Source organism: Microbacterium sp. NPDC090225, assembly GCF_044772365.1.
Lineage (GTDB): Bacteria > Actinomycetota > Actinomycetes > Actinomycetales > Microbacteriaceae > Microbacterium.
Genome location: NZ_JBIVYS010000002.1, coordinates 159,332 through 183,428, shown reverse-complemented (window position 1 = coordinate 183,428; position 24,097 = coordinate 159,332). Strand labels below are relative to the sequence as shown.

Here is a 24,097-nt window from a genome sequence, read left to right as displayed (position 1 = left end):
TTCGGCCGGTTCCGATCGTGAGTCGGGTCCGTCACGCAGCGTGTAGCGCGCAGGCGACGCGGTCGCAGTCCGCGCACACGACGAACTGCGTGCGGCACGAGAGGTCGGGGCAGTTGGCGGTGCGCGAGGTCGCGGCGCCGCACCCGATGCACTCCCCGATCACGGCCGCGTGGTCGGAGAAGTCGATCGATCCGCGCTTGTCGAAGACGTACAGCGAGCCGTCCCACAGGCCGTCGTCGCCGTACTTCTCGCCGTAGCGCACGATCCCGCCCTCGAGCTGGTAGACCTCGCCGAACCCGCGCGCGGTCATGAGGCTCGACAGCACCTCGCAACGGATGCCGCCGGTGCAGTAGGTCACGACGGGTTTGCCCTTGAGGTCGTCGTAGGCGCCCGAGTCGAGCAGGTCGACGAAGTCGCGCGTGGTCTCGGTGTCGGGAACGACCGCGCCACGGAAACGCCCGATCTGCGCCTCGAGCGCGTTGCGGCCGTCGAAGAACACGACCTCGTCTCCGCGCTCGGCGACCAGGGCGTGCAGCTCCTCCGGACTCAGCCGGGTGCCACCGCCGACCACACCGTTCTCGTCGACCCTCAGCTCTCCCGGGGCGCCGAACGAGACGATCTCGTCGCGCACCTTCACACTCAGCTTCGGGAAGTCGAGGCTGCGCCCCTCGGCATCGACGCCGGTGCCCTCGCTCCACTTGATGTCGGCGTTCTTGAACGGCGCGTACGCGCGGAAGGAGCGCGCCCATTTCTTGAGCGCGGGCAGATCGCCGCCGAGGGTGCCGTTCACTCCGTCGCCCGAGATCAGCAGCCGTCCGCGCAGACCCAGCGCTTCGCCGAGGTCGCGCTGCCACACCCGGATCGCCTCGGGATCGGCGAGCGGGGTGAAGACGTAGAAGAGGACGATCTTGGGGGTTGCCACCTCAAGATCGTACGCCGCGTCACGGAGCATCTGCCGCATCGGATAGGATGGACAAGTTGTTCCCTGGTGACGTGTCCGAGCGGCCGAAGGAGCACGCTTGGAAAGCGTGTGTTGTGCAAGCAACCGCGGGTTCGAATCCCGCCGTCACCGCCAGATGACGAAGAAGGGCCCCGCATTCGCGCGGGGCCCTTCTTGTGTCCGGGGTGCGGCGTGTCCACCGAGACGATGTCTGCGGTGATCAGCCCACGTCGACATCATCCCCCCGAGGGATTCTCGAGGGGCATACCGTCGTCATCGGTGCTCTCGTCCCGGAGCATCTTCTCGGTCTCCTCCGAAGCTCCGTTCTCCGACGCATCGCCCGACTCGGCGCCTGCGTCGTCATTCGCCCCGGGGGTTCCCTGCGTGTTGCGGGAATCGCTCATGGCCCAGCTCCGATCTGTCACGAACCATGAACGATACGGGTGCCATCGACGCCGCCACAGGGCGTTGACCAGCCCGGACGTCAGCGAGACACTACCTTCCGCGCACGCGCCCGTTCGCGAAGAGAGCCTCAGCCCGCGAAGGTCACGCCGTAGCTCTGCCCGCCCGGGGCGGCCGGGAGCGGCGTCATGCCGAGGCGCTCGTAGAAGGCGGCGGCGCCGGTGTTCGCCGGATCCATGCCCAGGTGCAGACCCCGCACGCCGCGACGCGAGAGCTCGTCGAACAGCGTCTCGATGAGGCGGCGGCCGATGCCCTGCCCCTGCGTCTCCGGCAGCAGATCGATGTGCAGATGAGCAGGGTACTCAGCGGCGTTCGTCTCGGCGCCGGGCCGACGTCCGTAGGCGTACGCGAGCATCTTCTCCTCGCGCGTCTGCGGCTCCGCGGGCTGCGGGAAGCGGTCGGCGAACCGTGGCCACCATTCGTCGCGGAACCACTGCTCGAAGGCATCCGTGTCGTCGGTCGCGACGATGTACCCGATCACGCGGCCGTCGTCCGATTCGACGACCCACGCCAAGCTCGGGTCGCGCTCGACGTACGGCACCGCGAACAGCAGGCCCCAGAGCTCGTCGTCGGAGAACGCACCGGTGGCGTCCTCCCCCGCGTCGGCGGTGCGCACGCAGACGTCGAACAGCGACGCGCGATCGGACGGACGGTACGGGCGGATGCTCGACACGGGGACTCCTCAGTGAGTGGGTGCGTCGGTGAGTGGGGCGTCGTCCAGACTATCGGCGGGCGGCTCCGCCGCGCCCGGGCGCCGCACCCACGGCAGCAGCCACGCCGCCAGCAGTAGCACGACCCCGGCCCCGAGCAGAGCGCCGCCGATCGTGTCGGTCGCCCAGTGCACCGAGAGGAAGGTGCGCGACAGCGCCATCAGCACGATCCACAGGGCGCCCGCGATGCGGATCCACACTTTCGGGAAGAGCACGGCGAAGACGAGGGCGAGTGTCGCGGCGTTCGCGGTGTGCCCGGAGGGGAACGACCCGTAGTCGCTGAGGACCAGCATGTCCTCCGGCCGCGCGCGCCCGAAGAGGTGCTTGAGCAGCTGCACCGCTCCCGCGCTCGCGAGGAATGCGAGCGCGGCGAAGATCCCCGAGCGCCAGCGACGCGCGAGTAGGAATGCGATGATCACGACGAGCGGCACGAGATACACCGCGACCCACCCGCCGCCGACCGTGTCGAGGGCGTGGGCGAAGGCGACGACCGCGTCCGAGCGGAACGACACCACCACGTCGTTCCACCAGGCGTCGAACACGAACGGGTGCGCGACCCCGAGGGTGATCAGCGCTCCCAGCGCGAAGGTCAGCGCGACGCATCCGACACCCGACCACAGAAGCATCCGCCTGTTCATCGCCCCATTCTGTCGGAGCGAGCCTGGGAAATCGGACGACCCGCCCGCCGGGTCAGGGAGTGAGCAGGCCGACGGTGCGCGGGCGCACGACGAACCAGAGCGCGAGGATGCCGATCGCCGCGCACCCGGCCATCACCGCGGCCATCGTCGTAGCCGTGATGCCCGCGTCGTGCGAGACCCAGCCGACCACCGGCGAGATGAGGCCGGCGACGCCGAAGTTCGTGGCGCCGAGGATCGAGGCAGCGGTCCCGGCCGCCTTCCCGTGGCGGTCGAGCGCCAGCACTTGCACGTTCGGGAACGTGAAGCCGCACGCGGTCATGAACACGAACAGCGGGATGACGGTGCCCCACAACCCGAGCCCGAGCTGGTCGGTCACGATGATCGCGGTGCCCGCGAGCAGCAGCACCGAGGTCGAGTACGCGAGCACCCACTGCGGGCCGAAGCGCGCGGCGAGGCGCGAGGCGGTCTGCACGCCGACGACGACGCCGAGCGAGTTCACGGCGAAGAGCAGACCGTACTGCTGCGGGTCGAGCCCGTGCGTCTGCTGGAACAGGAACGGTGAGGCCGACAGGTACGAGAAGAGGCCCGAGAAGGTCATGCCTCCGATCACGAGCACGCCGAGGAACACCCGGTCGGAGAGCACCGAGCGGTAGCGCTGCAGCACCGTGGCGCCGCCGCCCTGACGACGGGCCGCGGGGAGGGTCTCGGGGATGAAGATCAGGGTCGAGATCAGCATCACGACGCCGTAGGCCGCGAGCACACCGAAGATGCCGCGCCAGGGCATGAGCGTCAGCAGCCACGAGCCGATCAGCGGCGCGACGACGGGTGCGACGCCCGAGACGAGCGCGAGGCGCGAGAGCATCACCACGAGTCGGCGCCCGCCGAACAGGTCGCGCACGATCGCCATCGCGACCACACCGCCGGCCGCGGCGCCCATGCCCATGAGCACGCGCGAGGCGCTGAGCAGCTCGAGCGTGGGCGCGAACGCGGCGGCGAGGCTTGCGAGCACGTGCAGCGCCGTCACGATGATGAGCGGGAGTCGCCGGCCGATCTTGTCGCTGAGCGGACCGACGAGCAACTGCCCCACCGCGAAGCCGATCATGGTTCCGGTCAACGTGAGCTGGATCGCCGCGGCGGTCGTCTGGAAGTCCTCTTCGAGCACCGGGAACGCCGGGAGGTAGAGGTCGATCGTGAACGGCCCGAGGGCGGTGAGCGCTCCGAGAAGGATGATGTACAGCGCGCGCCGGCCGTTCGAGATCGAGTCTCCCGGGTGCAGCATGATCGGCGCGGTGATCGGGTTGGATCCGAGCGTGCGGATCGCTCCCGTCGACGCGGGGATGCGGATGCTGCCGGTCGCCGTTCGTTCGGGCGTGGCGTGTGCGGGGATCGTCGGGACGGAGTCGGTGCGAGGAGCGTCGGGCACGACGGCCTTTCGGAGCGAGGGCGGACGGTCGAATCGATTCGACCCAGCCACCCATTCTACGGGCACGCCCGCGCGGGCGTGCCGAGACACCACAACAGAGACAAGACACCGCGGCCCACGTGGTGCCTCGCGAGGGATGTGGTGTCTCGCGCTCCGACACCCCGCGTCAGGAACCGATGCGAGCGAGGCCCTGCTCGAGGTCGGCGATCAGGTCGCGCACGTCCTCGATGCCGACCGACAGGCGCACGACGTTCTCCGGAACCGCGAGAGCGGTGCCGCGCACCGAGGCGTGCGTCATGTCCGGCGGGTAGCCGATCAGCGACTCGACGCCGCCGAGCGACTCCGCGAGCTGGAAGATCTCCGTCGACTCCGCGAAGGCCTTGGCAGCGGCGGGGCCTGCGGCGAGCGCGAGCGACAGCATGCCGCCGAAGCCGCTCATCTGGCGGGCCGCGATGTCGTGGCCCGGGTGCGAAGCGAGACCCGGGTAGAAGACGCGCTCGAACTCGGGACGGCTCTCGGCCCACTCGGCGATCGCATGGGCATTCTCGGAGTGCTGCCGCACACGCACCGCGAGCGTCTTGATGCCGCGGGTGGTGAGCCAGGCGTCGAGCGGGGCCGACACCGCTCCCACGGCGAACTGCTGGAACTTGATCGCGTCGAAGTGGGTGTCGTCGCCGAACACCACCGCGCCGCCCAGCACGTCGGAGTGCCCGCCGAGGTACTTGGTGGTCGAGTGCACGACGAGGTCGGCTCCGAGCGCGAGCGGCTGCTGCAGCGCCGGCGAGGCGAACGTGTTGTCGACCACGACGACGGCGCCGGCCGCGTGCGCGACCTCGGCGACGACCGCGATGTCGACGATCTTGAGCAGCGGGTTGCTGGGCGTCTCGAGCCAGACGATCTTCGTCTCGGGGCGGATCGCCGCGCGCACCTCGTCGAGGTCGCCGAGCTCGACCGTGGTCGTCTCGATGCCCCACGGCGCGAGCACGCGGGTGAGCAGGCGATAGGTGCCGCCGTAGACGTCGTTCCCGAGCACGACGTGGTCGCCCGGCTTCAGGATGCCGCGCAGCAGCGCGTCCTCGGCGGCGAGCCCCGAGGCGAACGACAGTGCCGAGACACCGCCCTCGAGCGCCGCGAGCTGGGTTTCGAGCGATGACCGGGTGGGGTTCCCCGCGCGGTTGTACTCGTAGCCCTCGCGGAAGCCGCCGATGCCGTCCTGCACGTGCGTGGACGCCTGGTAGATCGGCGGGATGATCGCACCGGTGCGGGGATCGGGTTCCTGACCTGCGTGGATGGCTCGGGTGGCGAAGGAGTGCTCGGACATGCCCCTCAGCCTACGTGCGGGCTCCGGAGCGGCGCCGGTCCTGTTACGTCGCGCGTCACTTCGAGAGGTACGCGAGCAGATCCTGACGGGTCAGCACGGTGTGCGGCTTGCCGCCCTCGGTGACCAGCAGCGCATCGGCGTCGGCGAGCGCCGTGCGCGCCTGTGCGACGGACGCGTGGATGCCGATGAGCGGCAGCCGCTCCCCCACGTGATCGCCCACGGCGTCGGCCGGATTCGCGTCGCCGCGGAACAGCAGGTCGAGCAGCCCCTTCTCGTCGACTGTGCCCACGACCTCGCCCATCATGACGGGCGGCTCGGCGCTGAGCACCACGAGCTGCGAGACGTCGTACTCGGTCATCATGCCGATCGCCTCGAGCACGGTGTCGGTCGGATGCGCGTGCACCAGATCCGGGATCGCGTCACCCTGGCGCGCGGCACGGGCGGCGATCACGTCGGCGACGGTCTCGCCCTCCTCCACCTCGCTGAACCCGTAGGAGCGCATCCAGCCGTCGTTGAAGATCTTGCCGAGGTAGCCCCGACCTCCGTCGGGCAGGAGCACGACCATCACGGCATCCGCGGGCAGGTCCTTCGCGATGCGCAGCGCGCCGACGACGGCCATGCCGCTCGACCCGCCGACGAGGATGCCCTCCTCGCGGGCGAGACGGCGGGTCATCGCGAACGACTCCGCGTCACCCACCGCGACGATCTCGTGCGGCACCGCCGGGTCGTACGACCCGGGCCAGATGTCCTCGCCGACGCCCTCGACGAGGTACGGTCGCCCGGTGCCGCCGCTGTAGACGCTGCCCTCGGGGTCGATGCCGATGATGCGCACGCGGTCGTCCGACACCTCGCGCAGGTAGCGCCCCGTGCCGCTGATCGTGCCGCCCGTGCCGACGCCGGCGACGAAGTGCGTGACCGTGCCGTCGGTGTCGCGCCAGATCTCGGGACCCGTCGTCTCGTAGTGGCTGCGGGGTCCGTTCGGGTTCTCGTACTGGTTGGGCTTGAACGCGCCGGGGATCTCGCGCGCCAGCCGGTCGCTCACGCTGTAGTAGGACTCGGGGCTGTCGGCCGGTACCGACGTCGGCGTCACGACGACCTCGGCGCCGTAGGCCCGCAGCACGTCGATCTTGTCGTCGCCGACCTTGTCGGGCACCACGAACACGCACGCGTAGCCGCGCTGCTGGGCGACCAGCGCGAGTCCGACACCGGTGTTGCCGCTGGTCGGTTCGACGATCGTCCCCCCGGGCTTGAGCTGCCCTGCCGCTTCCGCCGCGTCGATGATGCGCGAGGCGATGCGATCCTTCGACGAGCCGCCGGGGTTGAAGTACTCGAGCTTCACGAGAACCGTGCAGTCCACGCCCTCGGTCACGTGCCGGAGCTTCACGAGGGGCGTGTCGCCGACGAGGTCGACGATCGAATCTGCGTACTTCATAGGTTCAGCGTAGAACGACGGATGCCGTGGCGCTCGAGTGTTGCGCCACGGCATCCGTCCTTCGTCTCGCTCCGCTCGCTCAGGAACCGGAGCGGAGCTCGCTCAGCCCTTCGTCGCGCCCGCCAGCAGGCCGCGAACGAAGAAGCGCTGCAGGGCGAAGAACACGATCAACGGGATGATGATCGAGATGAAGGTTCCGGCCGACTGCAGGAACCACTTGTTGCCCCAGGTGCCCGACAACGAGTTGAGGGCCTGGGTGATCGGCAGCGCGCCCGGCGAGGCGAAGATCGTCGCGACGAGCAGATCGTTCCACACCCACAGGAACTGGAAGATGCCGAACGACGCGATCGCGGGAGCGGCCAGCGGCAGGATGATCCGGAAGAACACCTGACCGTGACCGGCACCGTCCACACGGGCCGCCTCGATGATCTCGCCGGGGATCTCCGAGATGAAGTTGTGCAGCATGAACGTCGCGAGCGGCAGTGCGAAGATCGCGTGCGCGATCCACACACGGGCGAAGCTGTACTGCACCTCGTTCAGACCGAAGCCGGGGAAGATCGGAACGTCGTTGATCGACAGGCCGTCCGAGAACAGGCTCAGCAGCGGCACGAGGGCCATCTGCAGCGGCACGATCTGCAGCGCGAAGACGAACACGAACAGCATGTTGCGACCCTTGAAGTCGATCCATGCGAACGCGTACGCGGCGAGCGCCGCCATCACGATCGGGAACACCGTCGCGGGGATGGTGATCGCGAGCGAATTCACGAATGCCGAGGCGAGCGTGGTCGATGTGCCGCCCGAGTTCCACGCCTGCACGTAGTTGTCGAGCGTGAACTCGGGGTTCGTGAAGACCGTCCACCAGCCCGAGTTCTGCGTGTCGGCACCGGGACGGAACGAGGTGACGAAGAGGCCGAAGGTCGGGATCGTCCAGAAGATGGCGATGATCGCGGCGGCGATCGTCGCGCCCTTCGACGTCAGCTTCTTGTGCGCGATCGCCTCGTTCTTGCGCGTGTCGCGGGCGACCTGCCGCTTGGTGCGGTTGTCGGGCGTGACGACGAGTTGTGTGGCGCTCATCAGCGGATCTCCCTCTGCTTGGCCATCGATCGGGCGTTGTAGACGATCAGGGGCAGAACGAACAGGAACAGCACGACGGCCAGCGCCGAGGAGTGCCCGTAGCTCTGGAACCTCTGCTGCTGGTTGACCATCTCGAAACCGAGCACGCTCGTCTCGTCACGACCACCGGTCATGACGGCGACGATGTCATACACCTTCAGCGAGGCGATCGTGATCGTGGTGAGCACCACGATCAGTGACGAGCGGATGCCGGGCACGGTGACGTTGCGGAACCGCTGCCACGCGTTGGTGCCGTCGAGTTCGGCGGCCTCCATCTGCTCGATCGGCACGGCCTTGATCGCGGCGGAAAGGATCACCATCGCGAAGCCCGTCTGCGTCCAGATGAACACGATGAGGAGCATGAGCGTGTTGAGCACCGGCTTGATGGCGAGCCACTGCACGGGGTCGCCGCCGAACGCCGTGACGATCGCGTTGAGCAGACCGATCTGGTCGCCCTGGCGAGCGTCGTACATGAACTTCCAGATGATGCCGGCGCCGACGAACGAGATCGCGACGGGCATGAACACGAGCACCTTGAGGATCTTCTCGCCGCGCGCCCGGTCGATGAAGACGGCGTAGGCGAGTCCGATCACGACCGAGATCACCGGAGCGAGCAGCGCCCAGAGGATCGTGTTGATGACCGACGACGTGCCGACCGGGTTCGTGAACACCCAGACGTAGTTCTCGAAGCCGACGAAGTTCGCGCCGGTCTTGTCGAAGAACGACTTGAAGATCGTCGAGATCGCCGGGTAGATGAGACCGAGGATCAGCATGATCGACGCCGGTGCCATGAACAGCACGAGCTGGAACAGGTAGCCGGCACCCTGGCGTGCGCGGAAGTCCGCGAAGAAGAGCAGCGCGCCGACCAAAAGAGCGATCGCCACGACGTAGAGCACGGCGTTCTGGTAGGGGCGCAGCAGCAGGAACGCGAGCACCGGGATCACCAGGCAGGCGACCAGCCGCATGATGAAGTAGCCGCGGCCGGGGCGCGGGGCGAACTCGATGAGCACCAGGATGATCCCCACCACCACGCCGAAGACGAGGAGGATCACGGGGATCTGCACGAGCGGGTGCATGCCGCCGAGCGACACGAAGAAGCTGTTGAGCGAGAACCCGATGGTGGTGCGGGCGGACTCTTCGGTGGAGGTGGTGAAGACGAGCAGGAGGGCGAGGGCGACGAGCACGACGAAGCCGACCGCGAGGACGACGCGCGTGATCGCGCGCCCCTTCGGATCGGCGCCGTGCCTCGTCACCGGAAGTTCGTCGGCTTCGACGGACTTCTCGATGGTCGCTTGCGACATGGGAGTCCCCTTCTGAGTACTGCCGCGTACTCGGGCGAATGGATGGGAGGAGCGGGGCCGGGCTCTGGAGCCCGACCCCGCTCAGCTCACGCTGATCGTACCGAGACGATCAGTTCTCGTAACCTGCCTGGATGTCGGAGAGAACCGTGTCGGTGTCCTTACCGTCGATCCAGTCGACCATTCCCTTCCAGAACGAACCCGAGCCGACGGTCGACGGCATCAGGTCCGACGCGTCGAAGCGGAACGTGGTGGTGTCGCTCTGCATCGTCTCCATGGCCTCGGTGAGGAACTCGCTCGAGGCGAGGCTCGGGTCGGCCTTCTTGTTGGCGGAGATGACGCCGCCGAGCTTCACGCGTGCGTCGGCGAACTCCGGCGAGGCCATGAACTCGAGCACCTGCTGGGTCGCGTCGTCGTCGGAGAAGCCGGCGACGAACTCGCCGCCACCCTCGACCTGGACCTCGCCGGCGGTCTCGCCCGGCATGATGAACGCGTAGACGTCGCCCTCGGGCCCGATCTCGGGCGTGTTTCCGTCGGCGGTCTGCGCCTCGAGGAAGTTCGCCGACAGGAACGAGGCCTGGTGGGTCAGGGCACAGTCGCCCTTCGCCAGGGTCGCGGCCACGTCGCCAAAGGCGGTGGAGTTGATGCTCTTCACGTCGCCGTAGCCCGCGTTGACGTACTCCGGGTTGAGCAGGATCTCGCCGACCGCGTCGAACGCGTCCTTGATCTCGGGGTCGGTGAACTTGACGTCACCGGCCACCCACTGGTCGTAGACCTCGGGGCCGGACTGACGGAGCACCAGGTCTTCGATCCAGTCGGTGCCCGGCCAGCCGGACGCCGCCTCGGACGAGAAGCCGGCGCACCAGGCGGGAGCGCCGGTCGTGTCGACGATGGTCTGGGTGAGGGTGAGCATCTCGTCCCACGTGGTCGGGACCTCGACACCCCACTCGGCGAACTGCTTCGGCGAGTACCAGACGTAGCCCTTGAGGTTCGCGAGCATCGGCGCCGCGTAGAACGTGTCGTCGAAGGTGCCGTACTTCTTCCAGTCCTCGGACCAGTTCTCGTCGACGGCGGCTTCGACGGCCTCGGGGGCCGCCTTCACCTTGCCGGTCTCGACGAGGGTCTTGAGCAGACCCGGCTGGGGGACGATCGCGATGTCGGGGGCGTCGCCACCCGTGACCTTGGTCACGATGTTTCCCTCGAAGCCCTTGTCGCCGGTGTACTCGACGGTGATGCCGGTGTCTTCGGTGAACTGCTCGAAGGACTTGTTCAGGTCGTCGGCCTCGACGCCCGTGATGCCTCCGGAGATGCGGACGGTGGTCTTCGCATCTCCACCGCCGTCGCCGCTGCCGCCCTCGGCGCAGCCGGCCAGGACCAGGGTCGCTGCTCCGACGAGCGCGATCGGGGCAAGAAGGCGGTATCGCTGTGACAAAGCCATTTACTTCTCCTCTTCAGGTGGATCATCGTCCGCCCAAGGGAGCAATCGCCGCAACCATTGGGGAACCGATTCCAGGTAAACCTACAGACCTTTCCTCCCGCGGCACAACTGGGGAAGGTCACAAGATTGCATCCTTTCGAGGCATATCGGGATGCAGAATGGGAGCGCTCTCATTGTTTTCGTGTGGAACCGGTTCCTTTTTCGCTGCTCCACCGGTTACGCTGACTTCGGCGCGTCCCCCCGCGCGCCGGCGTCGAAGCACCGGAGAGAACCCTCGATGCCGAAGTTGGTCGAGGAGGACCGATGAGCAAGATCGCCGACGTCGCAGCACGCGCCGGCGTCTCGAAGGCCACCGCGAGCAGGGCGCTCAGCGGACGCGGCTACGTATCGGACGACACACGTCAGCGCGTGGAGCAGGCGGCTGCCGAACTGTCGTACGTCGCGCACTCCTCCGCCACCAGCCTCGCCACCGGGCGCACGCAGACCGTCGGGGTGGTCATGCCCCCGGTCGACCGCTGGTTCTTCGCCGAGCTCCTCTCCGGCATCCAAGAGGCGCTGTTCGCGCTCGACTACGACCTGGCCCTCTACGGCGTCCCCGAGGGGTCGGAGACCCGCGAACGCCTCTTCTCGAGCGTGCTCCCCCGCCGCCGTTTCGACGGCATCATCGCCGTCGGCATCCAGCCCAGCGCCCACGAACTCGAGCGATTGCAGCAAACAGGACGCCCGCTCGTCAGCGTCGGACCCTACAGCGAGGGATCGAGCGCCGTCTCGATCGACGATGCCGCCGCTGCGCGCATCGCCACCGAGCATCTGATCGAGCTGGGCCACACCGCGATCGCCTTCGTCGGCGGGACGACGGATGCCGCGGCGCTCAGCTACGGCGACGAGAGGCGCATCGACGGCTATCTCGCCGCCCTCGGCACCGCAGGGATCGCCGACGAGGCGCGCGTGGCGGGATCGGGCCCCACCCTCTCCGAAGGCTACGCCGCGGCCGTCGGCCTCCTCGGGGATCGGAGGCACCGGCCGACCGCGATCGTCGCAGTGTGCGACGAGGCCGCGATCGGCACGATCATCGCCGCGCGGCGCCTCGGCATCGCCGTGCCGACGGAGCTCAGTGTCGTCGGTATCGACGACCACGAGCACGCCGAGCTCTTCGCCCTCACGACGATCCGCCAGTCGCCGCGCGACCAGGGCCACGACGCCGTCCGCCTCCTGACGCGGAGGATGGACGACCCGGATGCCGCGGTCGAGCAGCTCGCCGCGGCATCCGCCCTCGTGGTGCGCGGATCGACAGCCGCGCCGCGCTGACGCCCCCGTTAACGCACGAATGCCCCGGCCGGAGCCGGGGCATTCGTGAAGCGTTCAGACGCGATTACTTGAGGGTAACCGTGGCGCCTGCCTCTTCGAGAGCAGCCTTCGCCTTCTCGGCGGTCTCCTTGTTCGCGCCCTCGAGCACGGCCTTGGGAGCACCGTCGACGACGGCCTTGGCCTCGCCGAGGCCCAGCGAGGTGAGCTCGCGGACCGTCTTGATGACCTGGATCTTCTTGTCGCCAGCCGACTCGAGGATGACGTCGAAGGAGTCCTTCTCTTCCTCAGCCTCAGCAGCGCCTGCGCCACCCGCAGCGCCGGCAACGGCGACGGGTGCAGCAGCGGTGACCTCGAACTTCTCCTCGAACGCCTTCACGAACTCGTTGAGCTCGATGAGGGTGAGGCCGGCGAACTGCTCGAGCAGCTCCTCGGTGGAAAGCTTCGCCATGATGTATCTCCTAGATAGATGGGGTTTGTAGACGAGATCGCCGGACGCTTACGCGGCCTCTGCGGTCTCCAGCTTTTCGCGAAGCGCGTCGATGGTGGCGGCAGCCTTGCCCATCGTCGCCTTCATCATGCCCGCAGCCTTCGCCAGCAGAACCTCACGGCTCTCGAGCGAGGCGTACTTGTTGACCTCGTCGGCGGTGAGGGCTTCGCCCTCGAAGATGCCGGCCTTGATCACGAGAAGCGGGTTGGCCTTGGCGAAGTCACGCAGAGCCTTGGCGGTGGCGACGAAGTCACCGTGCACGAACGCGACGGCCGACGGACCCTTGAGGTCGTCGTCCAGCGCGGTGATGCCGGCCTTGTTGGCCGCAAGCTTGGTCAGCGTGTTCTTCACCACGGCGTACTCAGCGTCCTGACGGATGCTGTTGCGCAGCTCCTTGAGCTGGGCAACCGTCAGACCGCGGTACTCGGTCAGCAGGACGGCGGACGAGTTCTCGAATGACTTCGTGAGCTCGGCGACCGATGCATCCTTCTGCGCCATGGTCACTCCTTGGTGTGTACGAGGCGCCGCACGGTGGTGGGGCGCCGACCTGGACCGCCCGCAACAACAAGAAGAGCTCCGGCGCAAGCGCACGGAGCTCTGAAAAGATCGTGACACCTGCGCGGGCCCCTGCGATGCAGAGCTTCGATCGGCGAGCGCTTGCGCGCTCATCGATGACCAGCGGTCTTCGGTTGGTTCAACTGTACCCCACGGCATCCGCTCCCCCAAATCGCGGGGTTTGCGAAGAACACCTTCTCCCGCCGAGGTCCCCGTTTCGGGACGAGATCCCCCTCTGCAGACCGCTTTTTAGGGGGGATCTCGGCCTCATAGGGGGACCTCACCGAATGCGGCAAACGGCTCGCGGCGGCGGTGAGGGTGAAGCCCGAAGGCGCGGAAGGTGGCGGCCGCCGAGTCGATGGTGCGCATGTCCTCTGCGCCGACGCGGATGACGCGCCATCCGGTAGCACCCCGCACCCAGTCCTCGCGAATCTTCTCGTCGAGGACCACGCGGTCGGACCCCCGCCCGCCCCGCATCTCCGGGTCGAGATACTTCATCGCTCCATCGCACTCGACGAATGTCCGCAGTTGTGGGAGGCCCAGATCCATCCAATAGGTGCGGCCGCCCGCCGCCGGAACCGGCACCTGCAGCCGCGGTCGTTCGAACCCCAGCTGGTGCAGACGCCATCTCGTCATGCTCTCGAGCGGCAGCTGGGCGCGGCCATCCGCCAGATCGGCGATCTGGCGAGCCTGCACGGCACCGCGGGCCCCTGGCCGGGCGGCGCGCATGCGCAGTTGATCGGCCCACTCCTCTGCGGCGGGGAGATCGAAGTCCCAGGGCTGCCCTCCTTTCGTCGCGAGTGCCGCATCCGTCAGCGCGAGCGCAGCCTCGGGGGCCACCGTGCGAACGACGTCGTCGACGGTTCGCAGGAGTGAGGTGCAACGCACGCCACTGATCTCTGCGACGTCATCGAACGGCAGTGCACTGCGGTGACGCATGAGGCCGGGGATGCTGTGGCGCACCGATCCGTCGAGAGTGACGTGGACGCGTTCCGGGACGATGTGCACCAGCGGAAGGCCCCAGAGGACCGCGGCCGAAAGATGCGAGAAGACAGGCCCCCGGCCCGTCGATGAATGCGCGGCGGCGAGAACCTCCGCCCGATGCCGCGACTCCGGCCACAGATCGTCCCAGTCCGAGCGGTGCATGAACCAGCCACGTCGGAGCCGATGCATCCGCCCCGCATCGACGGCGACTCGGATGCTCCGAGTGTTCCCACCGGCGCGCTCCCACTGCCGACGGCTGATCAGCAGGGCATCCAGTTCATGGATCGAGGCGTGTCGCATCCGGCGATGATGCCTCAGCGTGATCGACGGAGATCTCGCAGAGGAGCATATGCGGAAGCATCCGTCGTTTCGCGCCGTTGTGCAGAAAGGGAGCGTGGCCGGATGCCTCGGCCGAACTCCCCGTCTGCGTACGAAATCCCCCCTTACATGGCGTACGCAGAGGGATACCTCGAACGCAAAGGGGGATCTCGACGGGGGCAAGGGGAGGCGGCGTGTGCGGGGGCGGAGGTCGGAGGGCGGGGTTACGCTCGATGGGTGACCCCCGAACTCGCCGCACGCATCGTCGCGGACTCCCGCGACCGCGTTGCCTGGCTGCGGGCTCGGTCACGAGGCATCACCGCGACCGACGTCGCCGGACTCACCTCCGAGCGGTCGATCGCGCGCGCGGCCGACTCCAAACTCGGCGGCGGACCGCGCTTCGGCGGCAACGCGTACACCGACCACGGTCGACGTCGCGAGCCCGAGATCGCCGCCTGGGTCGCGGCGACCCACGGCATCCTGCCGTCGTCGGCGTTGTTCCGCGCCGAGGTCGAGCATCGGCACCTCGCGACCCCCGACGGCATCGCCGTCGACGCCGACGGCCGCGTCAAACTCGCCGAGATCAAGACCACGAACAAGGCCTTCCGTGGCATCCCCCGCACCTACCTCCGTCAGGTGTGGTGGCAGCAGCACGTGCTGGGCGCCGAGCGCACGCTGTTCGTCTGGGAGGAGCACGTCGACTTCGCCCCCGTCCACGACGAACCGCGCTGCGTGTGGATCGACCGCGACGACCGCGAGATCGCGAAGCTCGTGGGCCTCGCGACCGACCTCATCGACGAGCTCTACCGCCGCACGACCGGGCAGCAGGTGCCGACCCGCACGACGGATGCCGCGGCCAGCCGCCGCGAGCAATTACGCGAGCGCGACGCCTTCCGCGCCCTCGCGCTCGCGGACTGAGCCCACGCACGGACCCGCGAGTCCGCGCCTGACTACGTGCAGGACGACCCGATCCCGAGGGCCCCGACCGCGAGCGTGCGGGTTGCCCCGACCGACACCCACGATGTGCCCGCGAGCAGGTTGTTGACCGTCATCGTCGTCGAACTGCCGAGCAGGTTCGCGAGCAGACTCACCAGGAGCCCCTGATTGAGGAAGGCCGTGTGCGTGTACACCCCGCCGACAGGGCCGGTCGTCGTGATGTTCGCGGCCGGAACGACGGCGGTCGTCGCCCCCTGCTGCAGCGTCAGCCGCACGCCGTTGACCGGGTACGGCGAGGTCCACACCAGCGTGACGCTCTCGAAGATGCCGAGTGCGTTGTTCACCGCCGTGCACCCGGTGATCGTCGGCACCGGCACTCGGAATGCCGTGAACGTGCCGGAGGCGACGAACTCGGTATCGGTGAACAGCGCCTCGGTGGACTGCGCCGTCGCGACCGTCCCCCCGGCGGCGAGCATCGACAGGCCCAGGATGCCCGCGAGAATCCGCCGTCGCTTCCCGCTGCGCCTCCGGGCCGGCTCGCGCCCGCTCATGCGCCACCTCCGGGGATCTGCGCGCTGCGACCGTCGCGCCGGCGCAGCACCACGAGGCCGATCCCGGCCACGGCCAGCCCCACGCCCGCTCCGATCAGCCACGGCGCGACCGTCCCGCCCGTTGCCGGAAGAGGATCGCCACCGGGTCCGGTGACCACCGCCTCCCCCACGCCCTGCGCGTGAACGCGCACGTCGGTGATGCCGTTGTCGTCGTCGGCGTCGAGAGTGATCCACAGCCGCAGGTGCGCGACGTCGGTGGAGGGGAACGCGGCGAGTGCGATCTCGGAGCCGTCCCGTGGGATGCTCCACTCCGACTCGAGCTCTTCGGCGCCGCCGGGGCATCCGCTCTCCTGCCACTCCTGCATGCAGAGGGCCGCGTCGACCAGCAACGGCGCGTCTCCGTCCGCGCTCACGGCGATCGTGACGGTGCCGGGATCGGGCGGGGTCGCACTCACTGCGACGTCCCACTGCACCGGCTCCCCGGGGAGCAGCCGCGACGCCTGCGACCAGTCGGCGACCGAGACGAGGCGCAGCACGCGGCCCTGGATCACCTCGGTCGTCGGCGCGGCCCACGCGGGAGCGGCAGCCAGGATCCCGGGCGCAGCCGCGAGGATGCCGGTGGCGGCGAGCGCCGGCAGGAGGATCGCGAGTCGGCGCCTCATGTGAGCCCCTCCTCCTTCCGGTTCGCGGCCGAACCCGACCGCGGCCAGAACGCCCAGATCACGAGCACCGTGGCGCCCGCGGTCAGGCCGCCGAGCACCCACGGGTCGCCCATCCCGACGATCACGGTCGCGATGCCCGGGATCGAGAAGAGCACGGTCCGCACCGAGGTCACGGTGTAGGGGAAGGGATCGTCGGTGGCGTTCGCGTCGCCGCGCATCGTGATGACGCGTTCGGACTCGCTCGCGCCGGGTTCGATCGAGGTGACGCGGTGCGTGACGGGCAGCTCGTCGTCGCGGTCGACCGTGACGACGTCTCCGACCTCGACCTGGGCGGCATCCACCCGCTGCACGACGGCCACGGATCCGGCAGGGATCGTCGGAGACATCGACCCGGTGCGGAACATGATGAGCGTGATCTGGGCCGTCATGGCGAGGATCACGAGCACGATGCACACGACCCCGGCCGCAGCCGCGATCCACAACGCGAGGTCGCCGAGCATCCGCCCGACTCCGCCACGACGGTGCGGCGCGGCGGGCGCGGGTGCCATCGCGGGCGCACCCGACGCGACCGCCTGCTCGCGCAGACCCCTCCTCGTCGTCGGCGTGCTCATCACCCCTCCTCGCGTGGTCGACCGCTGCGAGCGGTCAGGTGGATGTTCCCTGGATCTGCCAGGTCTGCGTCATGGTGAGCCCCTGCGCCGCGTTGAGCGCAGTCGTCGGGAGCGTCACTGCGACGCAGTAGTTCAGCTGGTTGCCGCCGTTCGCGGTCACCGCCTGCGGCACGGTGCCGGTCGCTGCGCCATTCGTCGTGAGCGCCGACCCGTCGGCGACGACGACGGACGTCGAGGCGGATGCCGCGGCGTACGTCGCGGCCGTGCACGACAGGCTCGGGGTCGCCGCGGTCGGCACCAGGCGCACCCCGTACGTCAAATGCGTGGCGAGCCCGGTGCCGCTCGGCGTCCCCGCCGTCAGCTGCAGCGTGCCCGCGCCGGACGGATTGGCCGTCTTCACGCTGAACAGCGCGTACGTGGTCGTGCCGGGCACCATGGCCGTCGGCGCGACCGCGAAGCTCAGCGTCGCCGCCGCACCGGCCGTGGCATGGCTGGAGAACGTCGCCCCGTCGGTCGCGCCGACGATGTCGAATCGTCCAGCGGTGAACGTCGCGGTCGCGTATTCGGAGTCGTTCCAGGCGGCGAGCGTCATGGCCGCCCCCACGCCGAACACGAGCCCGCCCGCGAGGGCGGCTCGTATCCGACGGGAGCGGAGTCGCTTCGCCTCCCGCATCGCTCTGCGGGTCTGCATGACGGACTCAGCTCGTCGACGTCGCCGTGAACTTCCAGGTCGTAGTCGTGGCGACGCCCTGCTTGAGCGCCGTCCCCGCCGTGACCTTGAAGCACAGCTGCACGGCCGTTCCGGCCGTCGCGGCATCCGCTCCCTTGGTGAGCGTCATCGCGGTCACGCCGGTCTGCACGTCCATCGTCGCCCCGGTCGCGACAGGGGTGCCGGTGGCGGATGCCGCGTTGCAGGTGGCGCCGGGGGCGAGCTGGTACACCTGGTACGACAGGTTGCCGGAGTTCGTCGTCGCGGCGGCGCCCGTCGTCGTGCCGGCGGCCGAGAGGTTCGCACCCGTCGTCGTGCCGGGGGCGAGCCGCACCCAGAAGCCCGCGTAGACCGCGTCCCCCGGTGCCATGTTGCCGACGACGCCGGTGGGCAGCGTGAAGGCGAGCGTTGCCGCGGTTCCCCCGGTGTCGACGTTGTGGTCGCTGTAGCTGGCGCTCACGTCGCCGGCGACCGAACCCTGCAGATTGAACGAGCCGGCGGTGAACGTGCCGGTCGCGAACTCGGAGTCGTTCCAGGCCGCGAGCGTCACCGCCACTCCGACGCCGAGCACGAGCCCGCCCGCCAGTACTGCCAGAGTCTTGCGCTTCCGATCCTTCGTAACCATGTGCGATTCCCCCTCAGGAATTCTTATCGGTCGCTCCGGTACGTCGTATGGCCACCCCTCAGAGGCCGCGCACCGTTGCGTTTCGGCCATCCTTCCCGAGACTGCACGGTCGTTCAAGAGGTCTTTCGCCGGCGGTCCCGATCGTTGCGCGTTCGCGACTTGGCACCGACCGATAGTTGACGAACATCAACCACCGTCCTATAGTTGACGAAGTTCAACCATCTTCGTGCGCGCCAGAGCTGTCGCGGCATACACTCTCCGACTGCGAAAGGTCCTGCATGTCCACGGACTCCGCTCCCGCCAAGATGACGCACCGCCAGGTGCTCGAGGCCCTCACCGGCCTGCTGCTCGGCATGTTCGTCTCGATGATCGCCACCACGGTCGTCTCGACGTCGATGCCCGTCATCGTCCACGACCTCGGCGGTGACCAGGCCGCCTACACCTGGGTCATCACCGCCACCCTGCTGACCACCGCGATCTCGACGCCGATCTGGGGAAAGCTCGCCGACCTGTTCAACCGAAAGCTGCTGATCCAGATCGCGATCATCATCTTCGTCGGCGCGACGGCCGCGGCCGGCTTCGCTCAGGACACGAACACCCTCATCGCCTTCCGCGCCATCCAGGGTCTCGGCGGCGGCGGTCTCGCCGCCCTCAGCCAGGTCATCATGGCCGACATCATCAGCCCCCGCGAGCGCGGTCGGTACATGGGTCTCTTCGGCGCCGTCATGGCCGTCGCCACCGTCGGCGGCCCCCTGCTGGGCGGATGGATCACGGATGCCGCGAACTGGCGCTGGAACTTCTTCGTCTCGCTGCCGTTCGCGGTCGCCGCGCTGATCATCCTGCAGCGCACGCTGAAGATCTCGACCGAGCGCACCCGCAAGGCGTCGATCGACTACGTCGGAATCGTGCTGCTCTCGGCCGCCGTGTCACTGATCCTCATCTGGATCACGAATGCCGGGTCGACCTTCGACTGGTGGAGCACCGAGACGGCGCTCATGGTGGGCGGCGCGATCGTCGCCGCGATCGCCTTCGTCATCGTCGAGCTGAAGGTGCGCGAGCCGCTGATCCCGCTCACGCTGTTCCGCGGACGCACGTTCACGCTCTCCGTCATCGCGTCGATCTCGATCGGCGTCGCGATGTTCGGCACCTCCGTCTACCTCGCGCAGTACATGCAGCTCTCGCGCGGCGCGACGCCCACCGAAGCGGGCCTCATGACGCTGCCGATGATGGCCGGCCTGCTGATCTCGTCGATGGTGATCGGCCAGCTCGTCACGCGCTTCGGCAAGTGGAAGGGCTACCTGGTCCTCGGCGCCGTGCTGCTGATCGCCGGCTCCGTGACGCTGTCGACGCTGCACTACGACACGCCTTTCGCGCTCGTCTCGCTCTACATGTTCCTCATGGGTGCCGGCGTCGGCATGACGATGCAGAACCTCGTGCTGATCGTGCAGAACGTCGCGAAGCCGAGCGAGATGGGCGTCGCGAGCTCGGGCGTCACGTTCTTCCGCAGCCTCGGCGGCACCGTCGGTGTCTCGGTGATGGGTGCGGTGCTCGCGAACTCGCTCACCGGACTGTTCGCCGACGGCAAGGAGCGTCTGGGCGCCGCGATCGCGCAGCTCGGCGAGAAGGGCGCCGACGTCGCGGCGCAGCTCACCGGCGGCACGCTGCCCGAGGTGCGTCTGCTCCCCGAGCCCGTGCGCTCGATCATCGAGGATTTCTACGCCCAGGCGATCTCGAACGCCTTCGTCATCGGCATCCCGCTGGCCGTCATCAGCCTCGTCGCGATCCTGTTCCTCCCGAACCGGCCGCTGACGACGATGACTACGAGCGAACGGGCATCGGCGGATGCGGCGACCGACAACGTCGGCGAGACGGCGATCGCAGACTCCGTCGCCCTGTCCGGCGCGGCGACGACCGGCACTCTGACCGTCGTCGACGGCCGCGGTTCGGCGGGAACGGCCTCCGGTGACCGCCGCTGATCACCCGATCGACGCCTCGGAGGCGCGGACCGCTGCGGTCCGCGCCCTCGAGGCGGAGTTCGGCGATCTGATCACTCACTTCCGTCGCCTCATCCTGGAGAACGCGAACCGGGTGAGCCCCGGCATGCTCCCCGGGGCATACAAGGCGTTCACGACGATCGCTCGCTGCGAGCAAGCGACCGTGTCGATGCTCGCCGAGCGGATGCTGATGGACAAGGGGCAGGCCAGCCGCACCGTCCGCGAGCTCGAGGAACTCGACCTCGTCGAGCGCACGGCCGATCCGACCGATCGCCGCTCATCGATCCTGCGGCTCACGCCGCACGGGCAGGAGCGCCTCGCGCTCGCTCGCAAGCCTCAAGAGGGCATGCTGATGCAGTCCCTCACCGACTGGGAGGTCGAGGACATCGAGAGCCTCACCGGCCTCCTGCACGCCCTCGCCTCGGGCGGCACACCCGGCATGCCGTCCCCCGCTCAGGACTGAAGGACGGCCCGCGCCTCGACGGCGATCTCGGCGGCGATCGTGTCGAGCAGTGCGGAGCGCAGATTCCACTGCTGCCAGTAGAGCTGCACGCGCAGCGCCGGGGCGCCGAGGTGAACCAGCCCCTCCGCCTCCTGCACGGCCGGCACCATCCCCCATCCGAGCCCCAGTTCGACCGCGCGCGCGTAGTCGTGGGATGCCGGAACGTAGTGCCGCGGGATGCCCTCGGGCGGGACGTCCCGTGTGCGCAGCCACTCGTGCTGCAGCGTGTCGCGGCGGTCGAAGTCGACGAAGGGCGCCGCGGCGAGAGCCTCCGCCGTCACTCCGTCCGGGAACCATCGCTGCGCGTACCCGGGCGCCGCGGCCGCGCGATACTCGAGCACTCCGAGGGGCGACACCGAACAACCCGCCACCGGGGCGCTCTCGCTCGTCACGGCGGCCATCACATCGCCGGACTCGAGCAGGCGCGCGGTGAAGTTCTGATCGTCGCGATGCAGATCGAAGTCGACGCCGTGCCGCTCCGAGAGGCGGGCGAGCGGAGGCAGGAACCACGTCGCCATCGAATCGGCGTTGACGGCCAGCGGGATGACGGGCCTGCTCGTCGGTACGCCGTCGTCGACGCCGAGTCCGGTCAGGGCGTCCTGCTCGAGCAGAGCGATCTGGCGAGCGAGGCGCACCACCGACTCCCCCGCCTCGGTGAGCCGCACGGGCTTGGTGCGTACGAGCAGGATGCGCCCCAGTTGCTGCTCCAGCGTCTTCACCCGCTGGCTGACCGCCGACGGGGTGATCCGCAGGGCGCGGGATGCCGCGTCGAGCGTCCCTTCGTCGGCGACGGCGGCGAGCGTGGCGGCCAGTTCGGGATCGATCCTCACGTTAGCGATGCTAATGGTTCTGAAGGAATCTGCGCTGGTTCTTTATCGACGCGCTTTCTACGCTGAGACCATGCTCTCGGTGCTCTCCGGCCTCGGCCTCGGCCTCTCCCTCATCGTCGCGATCGGCGCGCAGAACGTCTTCGTGCTGCGTCAGGGCATCCGCCGCGAGCACGTGCTCGCGGTCGTCGTGATCTGCGCGCTCTCCGATGCCGCGCTCATCATCGCCGGCGTCGCCGGACTCGGATTCGTGATCGCCGCCGCACCCTGGCTCGTCGTCGTCGCCCGCTGGGCCGGAGCACTCTTCCTGCTCACCTACGGGCTCCTCGCGGCCCGTCGCGCCTGGAGCGGGGAAGGCCAGTCGCTGGATGCCTCGGAGCCCGCGGGCGAGACGGCCCCCTCCGGGGGCGGCACGGCCACCGCCGCGCGCACCGCCCTGGCGCCGGTGATCCTCACCGTTCTCGCCCTCACCTGGCTGAACCCGCACGTGTACCTCGACACCGTGCTGATGCTCGGCTCGATCGCCGCGACGCACGGCGAGGAGCGCTGGCTCTTCGCCGCCGGAGCGGTGACCGCCAGCATCCTGTGGTTCACCGCCCTCGGGTTCGGCGCCCGCTACCTGGGTCGTTGGCTGCGGACGCCGCGCTCCTGGCGGATCCTCGACGCGCTCATCGCCGTCGTGATGATCGCCCTCGCCGTCAGCCTCGTGCTGCCCGTTCTGGGCTGAGAGCGCGCCCGAGCGCGCTGCGCCGCCGGCTCGGATGCCGCCGGCTCAGATGCCGTCGAGCGGACGCAGGATGCGCGTGAGGAAGCGCTGCGTGCGCTCGTGCTTCGGGGCGCTGAAGAGCTCGGCCGGCGGGCCCTGCTCGACCACGACGCCGCCGTCCATGAACAGCACGTGATCGGCGGCCTCGCGGGCGAAGCTCAGTTCGTGCGTGACGACGGCCATGGTCCAGCCCTCGTCGGCGAGCTCCTTGATGACGAGCAGCACCTCACCCACGAGCTCGGGGTCGAGCGCACTGGTCGGCTCATCGAACAGCAGCAGATCGGGCTTGAGCGCGAGCGCTCGCACGATGCCGACGCGCTGCTGCTGGCCACCCGAGAGCTGGTGGGGCCGAGCATCCGCCTTGTCGGCGAGCCCCACGCGGTCGAGCAGAGCCCGCGCCTCGGCCACGACCTCGGCCTTCGGACGGCCCTGCACGCGCCAGGGCCCCTCGATCACATTCTCGAGCACGGTGAGGTGCGGGAAGAGGTTGTGGTGCTGGAACACCATCGCGGAGCGGTCGCGCAGGGCGAGGCGCTTCTGCTTCTGCACGCGCGGCTTCGGGCGGGCGTCCGGGGCGAAGTCGATCTCGGGTCCACCGGCGACGACGATCGTGCCGGCATCCGGGGTCTCGAGGCCGTTGAGCGCGCGCAGCACGGTCGTCTTGCCGGAACCGCTGGGGCCGACGAGCACGACGACCTCGCCGCGGTGCAGGGTCAGGTCGATGCCGCGGAGCACCTCGTTGTCGCCGAAGCTCTTGCGCAGCCCGCGGGCGGCGAGCAGCTCCTCGCCCTGCGGGGCCTGCGGCGGGAGTGCGATCGGGTCAGTGGGCGACACGGCTGTCGAGCCTCCTCTCGAGGGCGCTCTGTCCGAACGACAGTACGAGGCAGAACACCCAGTAGACCAGCGCGGCGGCGAGGTAGAGCACCATGAACTCGTAGGTGGTCGACGCGATCTGCTGCGCCACCTTGAACAGCTCGGTCACGAGGATCAGCGACGCGAGCGAGGTGTCCTTCACGAGCGAGATGAAGGTGTTCGACAGCGGAGGCACCGACACCCGCGCGGCCTGCGGCAGGATGATGCGTGTCAGCGTGCGGGTGCGGTTCATGCCGACCGTGTACGCGGCCTCCCACTGCCCCTGCGGCACCGAGAGGATCGCCGCACGCACGACCTCGGCACCGTAGCCGCCGACGTTCAGCGAGAGGGCGATGATCGCACTCGGCCACGGATCGATCGTGATGCCGATCGAGGGCATGCCGTAGAAGATCACGAACAGCTGCACGAGCAGCGGGGTGCCGCGGATCACCGATATGTAGAACCGAGCGATCACCGAGAGGATCGGGTTCACCGAGATCCGCATCAGAGCGACGCCGACCGCGATGAGGAGCCCCAGGGCGAACGACGCCAGCGCGAGCGGGACCGTCGCCGTCAGACCCGCCAGGGCGATCGGCCCGAGCGAATCCAGGAACAGCTGCCAGGGGCTCTCCATC

Annotated in this window: 26 protein-coding genes and 1 tRNA gene; 6 read left to right on the top strand and 21 right to left on the bottom strand. The window is 68.9% G+C overall.

All coding sequences use genetic code 11. The annotated features are described in order from the left end of the window. Positions 1-31 precede the first annotated feature (31 nt). Positions 32-922: a rhodanese-related sulfurtransferase gene (locus tag ACIQTT_RS14800; RefSeq protein WP_402791678.1), complete on the bottom strand. Its 891-nt coding sequence runs from the start codon at positions 920-922 to the stop codon at positions 32-34. Positions 923-987: 65 nt separating this feature from the next. Here ACIQTT_RS14800 and ACIQTT_RS14795 point away from each other — a divergent pair. Continuing rightward, positions 988-1,075, top strand: a tRNA-Ser gene (locus ACIQTT_RS14795). A gap of 101 nt (positions 1,076-1,176) precedes the next feature. Here the strand turns inward: ACIQTT_RS14795 and ACIQTT_RS14790 are convergent. The 9 genes from ACIQTT_RS14790 to ACIQTT_RS14750 all read right to left on the bottom strand — a co-directional run bounded on the left by ACIQTT_RS14790 (position 1,177) and on the right by ACIQTT_RS14750 (position 10,775). Then, complete coding sequence (locus ACIQTT_RS14790; RefSeq protein ID WP_402791675.1) at positions 1,177-1,344, bottom strand: hypothetical protein; 168 nt, start codon at positions 1,342-1,344, stop codon at positions 1,177-1,179. Between the two features lie 128 nt (positions 1,345-1,472). Then, a complete protein-coding gene (locus tag ACIQTT_RS14785; protein WP_402791672.1) occupies positions 1,473-2,075 on the bottom strand; it encodes a GNAT family N-acetyltransferase in 603 nt (200 codons plus the stop codon). 9 nt (positions 2,076-2,084) lie between these two features. Continuing rightward, positions 2,085-2,750 carry a phosphatase PAP2 family protein gene (locus ACIQTT_RS14780; protein ID WP_402791669.1) on the bottom strand — a complete coding sequence of 222 codons (666 nt, stop codon included), beginning with the start codon at positions 2,748-2,750 and terminating at the stop codon, positions 2,085-2,087. Between the two features lie 52 nt (positions 2,751-2,802). Beyond that, positions 2,803-4,173, bottom strand: a complete 1,371-nt coding sequence (locus tag ACIQTT_RS14775; RefSeq protein ID WP_402791666.1) for a multidrug effflux MFS transporter — start codon at positions 4,171-4,173, stop codon at positions 2,803-2,805. Between the two features lie 166 nt (positions 4,174-4,339). Beyond that, the gene (locus tag ACIQTT_RS14770) at positions 4,340-5,494 is read right to left on the bottom strand and encodes a cystathionine gamma-synthase (RefSeq protein WP_402791663.1); all 1,155 of its coding nucleotides are present in this window, start codon (positions 5,492-5,494) and stop codon (positions 4,340-4,342) included. A 55-nt stretch (positions 5,495-5,549) separates the two neighbouring features. Beyond that, positions 5,550-6,926, bottom strand: coding sequence for a cystathionine beta-synthase (locus ACIQTT_RS14765; RefSeq protein WP_402791660.1), 1,377 nt, complete (start codon positions 6,924-6,926; stop codon positions 5,550-5,552). Positions 6,927-7,028: 102 nt separating this feature from the next. Continuing rightward, a complete protein-coding gene (locus ACIQTT_RS14760) occupies positions 7,029-8,000 on the bottom strand; it encodes a carbohydrate ABC transporter permease (protein WP_247625107.1) in 972 nt (323 codons plus the stop codon). Further along, positions 8,000-9,340, bottom strand: coding sequence for a carbohydrate ABC transporter permease (locus ACIQTT_RS14755; RefSeq protein ID WP_402791658.1), 1,341 nt, complete (start codon positions 9,338-9,340; stop codon positions 8,000-8,002). Before ACIQTT_RS14755 ends, ACIQTT_RS14760 begins: the two co-directional genes overlap by 1 nt. 109 nt (positions 9,341-9,449) lie before the next feature. Further along, a complete protein-coding gene (locus ACIQTT_RS14750) occupies positions 9,450-10,775 on the bottom strand; it encodes an ABC transporter substrate-binding protein (protein ID WP_402791656.1) in 1,326 nt (441 codons plus the stop codon). Positions 10,776-11,078: 303 nt separating this feature from the next. On the opposite strand from ACIQTT_RS14750, the gene ACIQTT_RS14745 reads away from it, so the two are divergent. Beyond that, positions 11,079-12,083, top strand: coding sequence for a LacI family DNA-binding transcriptional regulator (locus ACIQTT_RS14745; protein ID WP_402791653.1), 1,005 nt, complete (start codon positions 11,079-11,081; stop codon positions 12,081-12,083). A 64-nt stretch (positions 12,084-12,147) separates the two neighbouring features. Here ACIQTT_RS14745 and rplL read toward each other — a convergent pair whose 3' ends face one another. From rplL to ACIQTT_RS14730, 3 genes are all read right to left on the bottom strand, one after another. Continuing rightward, complete coding sequence (rplL, locus tag ACIQTT_RS14740) at positions 12,148-12,531, bottom strand: 50S ribosomal protein L7/L12 (RefSeq protein ID WP_247625111.1); 384 nt, start codon at positions 12,529-12,531, stop codon at positions 12,148-12,150. 48 nt (positions 12,532-12,579) lie between these two features. Next, complete coding sequence (gene rplJ / locus ACIQTT_RS14735; RefSeq protein ID WP_247625112.1) at positions 12,580-13,068, bottom strand: 50S ribosomal protein L10; 489 nt, start codon at positions 13,066-13,068, stop codon at positions 12,580-12,582. A 324-nt stretch (positions 13,069-13,392) separates the two neighbouring features. After that, entirely contained in the window at positions 13,393-14,409 is a 1,017-nt protein-coding gene (locus tag ACIQTT_RS14730; protein ID WP_402791648.1) for a hypothetical protein, read from the bottom strand. Between the two features lie 255 nt (positions 14,410-14,664). Between ACIQTT_RS14730 and ACIQTT_RS14725 the strand changes: the two genes are divergently transcribed. Then, positions 14,665-15,345: a YqaJ viral recombinase family protein gene (locus tag ACIQTT_RS14725; protein ID WP_402791645.1), complete on the top strand. Its 681-nt coding sequence runs from the start codon at positions 14,665-14,667 to the stop codon at positions 15,343-15,345. Positions 15,346-15,377: 32 nt separating this feature from the next. On the opposite strand, the gene ACIQTT_RS14720 is transcribed toward ACIQTT_RS14725, so the two are convergent. The 5 genes from ACIQTT_RS14720 to ACIQTT_RS14700 are packed head-to-tail and all read right to left on the bottom strand — an operon-like array spanning position 15,378 to position 18,521. Beyond that, complete coding sequence (locus tag ACIQTT_RS14720) at positions 15,378-15,914, bottom strand: hypothetical protein (RefSeq protein ID WP_402791642.1); 537 nt, start codon at positions 15,912-15,914, stop codon at positions 15,378-15,380. Then, positions 15,911-16,576: an LPXTG cell wall anchor domain-containing protein gene (locus ACIQTT_RS14715; protein WP_402791639.1), complete on the bottom strand. Its 666-nt coding sequence runs from the start codon at positions 16,574-16,576 to the stop codon at positions 15,911-15,913. The genes ACIQTT_RS14720 and ACIQTT_RS14715 overlap by 4 nt, the downstream gene beginning before the upstream one ends. Then, the gene (locus tag ACIQTT_RS14710; protein WP_402791636.1) at positions 16,573-17,187 is read right to left on the bottom strand and encodes a signal peptidase I; all 615 of its coding nucleotides are present in this window, start codon (positions 17,185-17,187) and stop codon (positions 16,573-16,575) included. The genes ACIQTT_RS14715 and ACIQTT_RS14710 overlap by 4 nt, the downstream gene beginning before the upstream one ends. A 34-nt stretch (positions 17,188-17,221) precedes the next feature. Continuing rightward, positions 17,222-17,878, bottom strand: a complete 657-nt coding sequence (locus tag ACIQTT_RS14705; protein ID WP_402791633.1) for a SipW-dependent-type signal peptide-containing protein — start codon at positions 17,876-17,878, stop codon at positions 17,222-17,224. A gap of 7 nt (positions 17,879-17,885) precedes the next feature. After that, positions 17,886-18,521 (bottom strand): SipW-dependent-type signal peptide-containing protein, encoded by a 636-nt coding sequence (locus tag ACIQTT_RS14700; protein ID WP_402791630.1) that lies wholly within the window; start codon positions 18,519-18,521, stop codon positions 17,886-17,888. A 278-nt stretch (positions 18,522-18,799) separates the two neighbouring features. Here ACIQTT_RS14700 and ACIQTT_RS14695 point away from each other — a divergent pair, with 278 nt between their 5' ends. Both ACIQTT_RS14695 and ACIQTT_RS14690 read left to right on the top strand, forming a co-directional pair. After that, positions 18,800-20,497 carry an MDR family MFS transporter gene (locus tag ACIQTT_RS14695; protein WP_402791627.1) on the top strand — a complete coding sequence of 566 codons (1,698 nt, stop codon included), beginning with the start codon at positions 18,800-18,802 and terminating at the stop codon, positions 20,495-20,497. Further along, positions 20,484-20,978, top strand: a complete 495-nt coding sequence (locus ACIQTT_RS14690) for a MarR family winged helix-turn-helix transcriptional regulator (protein ID WP_402791624.1) — start codon at positions 20,484-20,486, stop codon at positions 20,976-20,978. The genes ACIQTT_RS14695 and ACIQTT_RS14690 overlap by 14 nt, the downstream gene beginning before the upstream one ends. Here ACIQTT_RS14690 and ACIQTT_RS14685 read toward each other — a convergent pair. After that, the gene (locus ACIQTT_RS14685) at positions 20,969-21,847 is read right to left on the bottom strand and encodes a LysR family transcriptional regulator ArgP (protein ID WP_402791621.1); all 879 of its coding nucleotides are present in this window, start codon (positions 21,845-21,847) and stop codon (positions 20,969-20,971) included. The two genes, ACIQTT_RS14690 and ACIQTT_RS14685, sit on opposite strands and share 10 nt — an antisense overlap. Positions 21,848-21,917: 70 nt before the next feature. Between ACIQTT_RS14685 and ACIQTT_RS14680 the strand changes: the two genes are divergently transcribed. Continuing rightward, on the top strand, positions 21,918-22,571 hold the full coding sequence (locus ACIQTT_RS14680; RefSeq protein WP_402791618.1) for a LysE/ArgO family amino acid transporter: 654 nt from the start codon (positions 21,918-21,920) through the stop codon (positions 22,569-22,571). A gap of 45 nt (positions 22,572-22,616) precedes the next feature. On the opposite strand, the gene ACIQTT_RS14675 is transcribed toward ACIQTT_RS14680, so the two are convergent. After that, positions 22,617-23,444 carry an amino acid ABC transporter ATP-binding protein gene (locus ACIQTT_RS14675; RefSeq protein ID WP_402791615.1) on the bottom strand — a complete coding sequence of 276 codons (828 nt, stop codon included), beginning with the start codon at positions 23,442-23,444 and terminating at the stop codon, positions 22,617-22,619. After that, positions 23,431-24,096, bottom strand: a complete 666-nt coding sequence (locus ACIQTT_RS14670; protein ID WP_402791612.1) for an amino acid ABC transporter permease — start codon at positions 24,094-24,096, stop codon at positions 23,431-23,433. Before ACIQTT_RS14670 ends, ACIQTT_RS14675 begins: the two co-directional genes overlap by 14 nt. Position 24,097 lies beyond the last annotated feature (1 nt).

Bases quoted from the DNA above. Each gene is read 5' to 3' on its own strand.
- ACIQTT_RS14790 (WP_402791675.1), bottom strand. From the start codon at position 1,344: ATGAGCGATTCCCGCAACACGCAGGGAACCCCCGGGGCGAATGACGAC.
- ACIQTT_RS14780 (WP_402791669.1), bottom strand. From the start codon at position 2,750: ATGAACAGGCGGATGCTTCTGTGGTCGGGTGTCGGATGCGTCGCGCTG.
- ACIQTT_RS14770 (WP_402791663.1), bottom strand. From the start codon at position 5,494: ATGTCCGAGCACTCCTTCGCCACCCGAGCCATCCACGCAGGTCAGGAA.
- ACIQTT_RS14765 (WP_402791660.1), bottom strand. From the start codon at position 6,926: ATGAAGTACGCAGATTCGATCGTCGACCTCGTCGGCGACACGCCCCTC.
- ACIQTT_RS14760 (WP_247625107.1), bottom strand. From the start codon at position 8,000: ATGAGCGCCACACAACTCGTCGTCACGCCCGACAACCGCACCAAGCGG.
- ACIQTT_RS14755 (WP_402791658.1), bottom strand. From the start codon at position 9,340: ATGTCGCAAGCGACCATCGAGAAGTCCGTCGAAGCCGACGAACTTCCG.
- ACIQTT_RS14750 (WP_402791656.1), bottom strand. From the start codon at position 10,775: ATGGCTTTGTCACAGCGATACCGCCTTCTTGCCCCGATCGCGCTCGTC.
- ACIQTT_RS14745 (WP_402791653.1), top strand. From the start codon at position 11,079: ATGAGCAAGATCGCCGACGTCGCAGCACGCGCCGGCGTCTCGAAGGCC.
- rplL (WP_247625111.1), bottom strand. From the start codon at position 12,531: ATGGCGAAGCTTTCCACCGAGGAGCTGCTCGAGCAGTTCGCCGGCCTC.
- rplJ (WP_247625112.1), bottom strand. From the start codon at position 13,068: ATGGCGCAGAAGGATGCATCGGTCGCCGAGCTCACGAAGTCATTCGAG.
- ACIQTT_RS14730 (WP_402791648.1), bottom strand. From the start codon at position 14,409: ATGCGACACGCCTCGATCCATGAACTGGATGCCCTGCTGATCAGCCGT.
- ACIQTT_RS14720 (WP_402791642.1), bottom strand. From the start codon at position 15,914: ATGAGCGGGCGCGAGCCGGCCCGGAGGCGCAGCGGGAAGCGACGGCGG.
- ACIQTT_RS14715 (WP_402791639.1), bottom strand. From the start codon at position 16,576: ATGAGGCGCCGACTCGCGATCCTCCTGCCGGCGCTCGCCGCCACCGGC.
- ACIQTT_RS14710 (WP_402791636.1), bottom strand. From the start codon at position 17,187: ATGAGCACGCCGACGACGAGGAGGGGTCTGCGCGAGCAGGCGGTCGCG.
- ACIQTT_RS14705 (WP_402791633.1), bottom strand. From the start codon at position 17,878: ATGCAGACCCGCAGAGCGATGCGGGAGGCGAAGCGACTCCGCTCCCGT.
- ACIQTT_RS14700 (WP_402791630.1), bottom strand. From the start codon at position 18,521: ATGGTTACGAAGGATCGGAAGCGCAAGACTCTGGCAGTACTGGCGGGC.
- ACIQTT_RS14695 (WP_402791627.1), top strand. From the start codon at position 18,800: ATGTCCACGGACTCCGCTCCCGCCAAGATGACGCACCGCCAGGTGCTC.
- ACIQTT_RS14680 (WP_402791618.1), top strand. From the start codon at position 21,918: ATGCTCTCGGTGCTCTCCGGCCTCGGCCTCGGCCTCTCCCTCATCGTC.
- ACIQTT_RS14670 (WP_402791612.1), bottom strand. From the start codon at position 24,096: ATGGAGAGCCCCTGGCAGCTGTTCCTGGATTCGCTCGGGCCGATCGCC.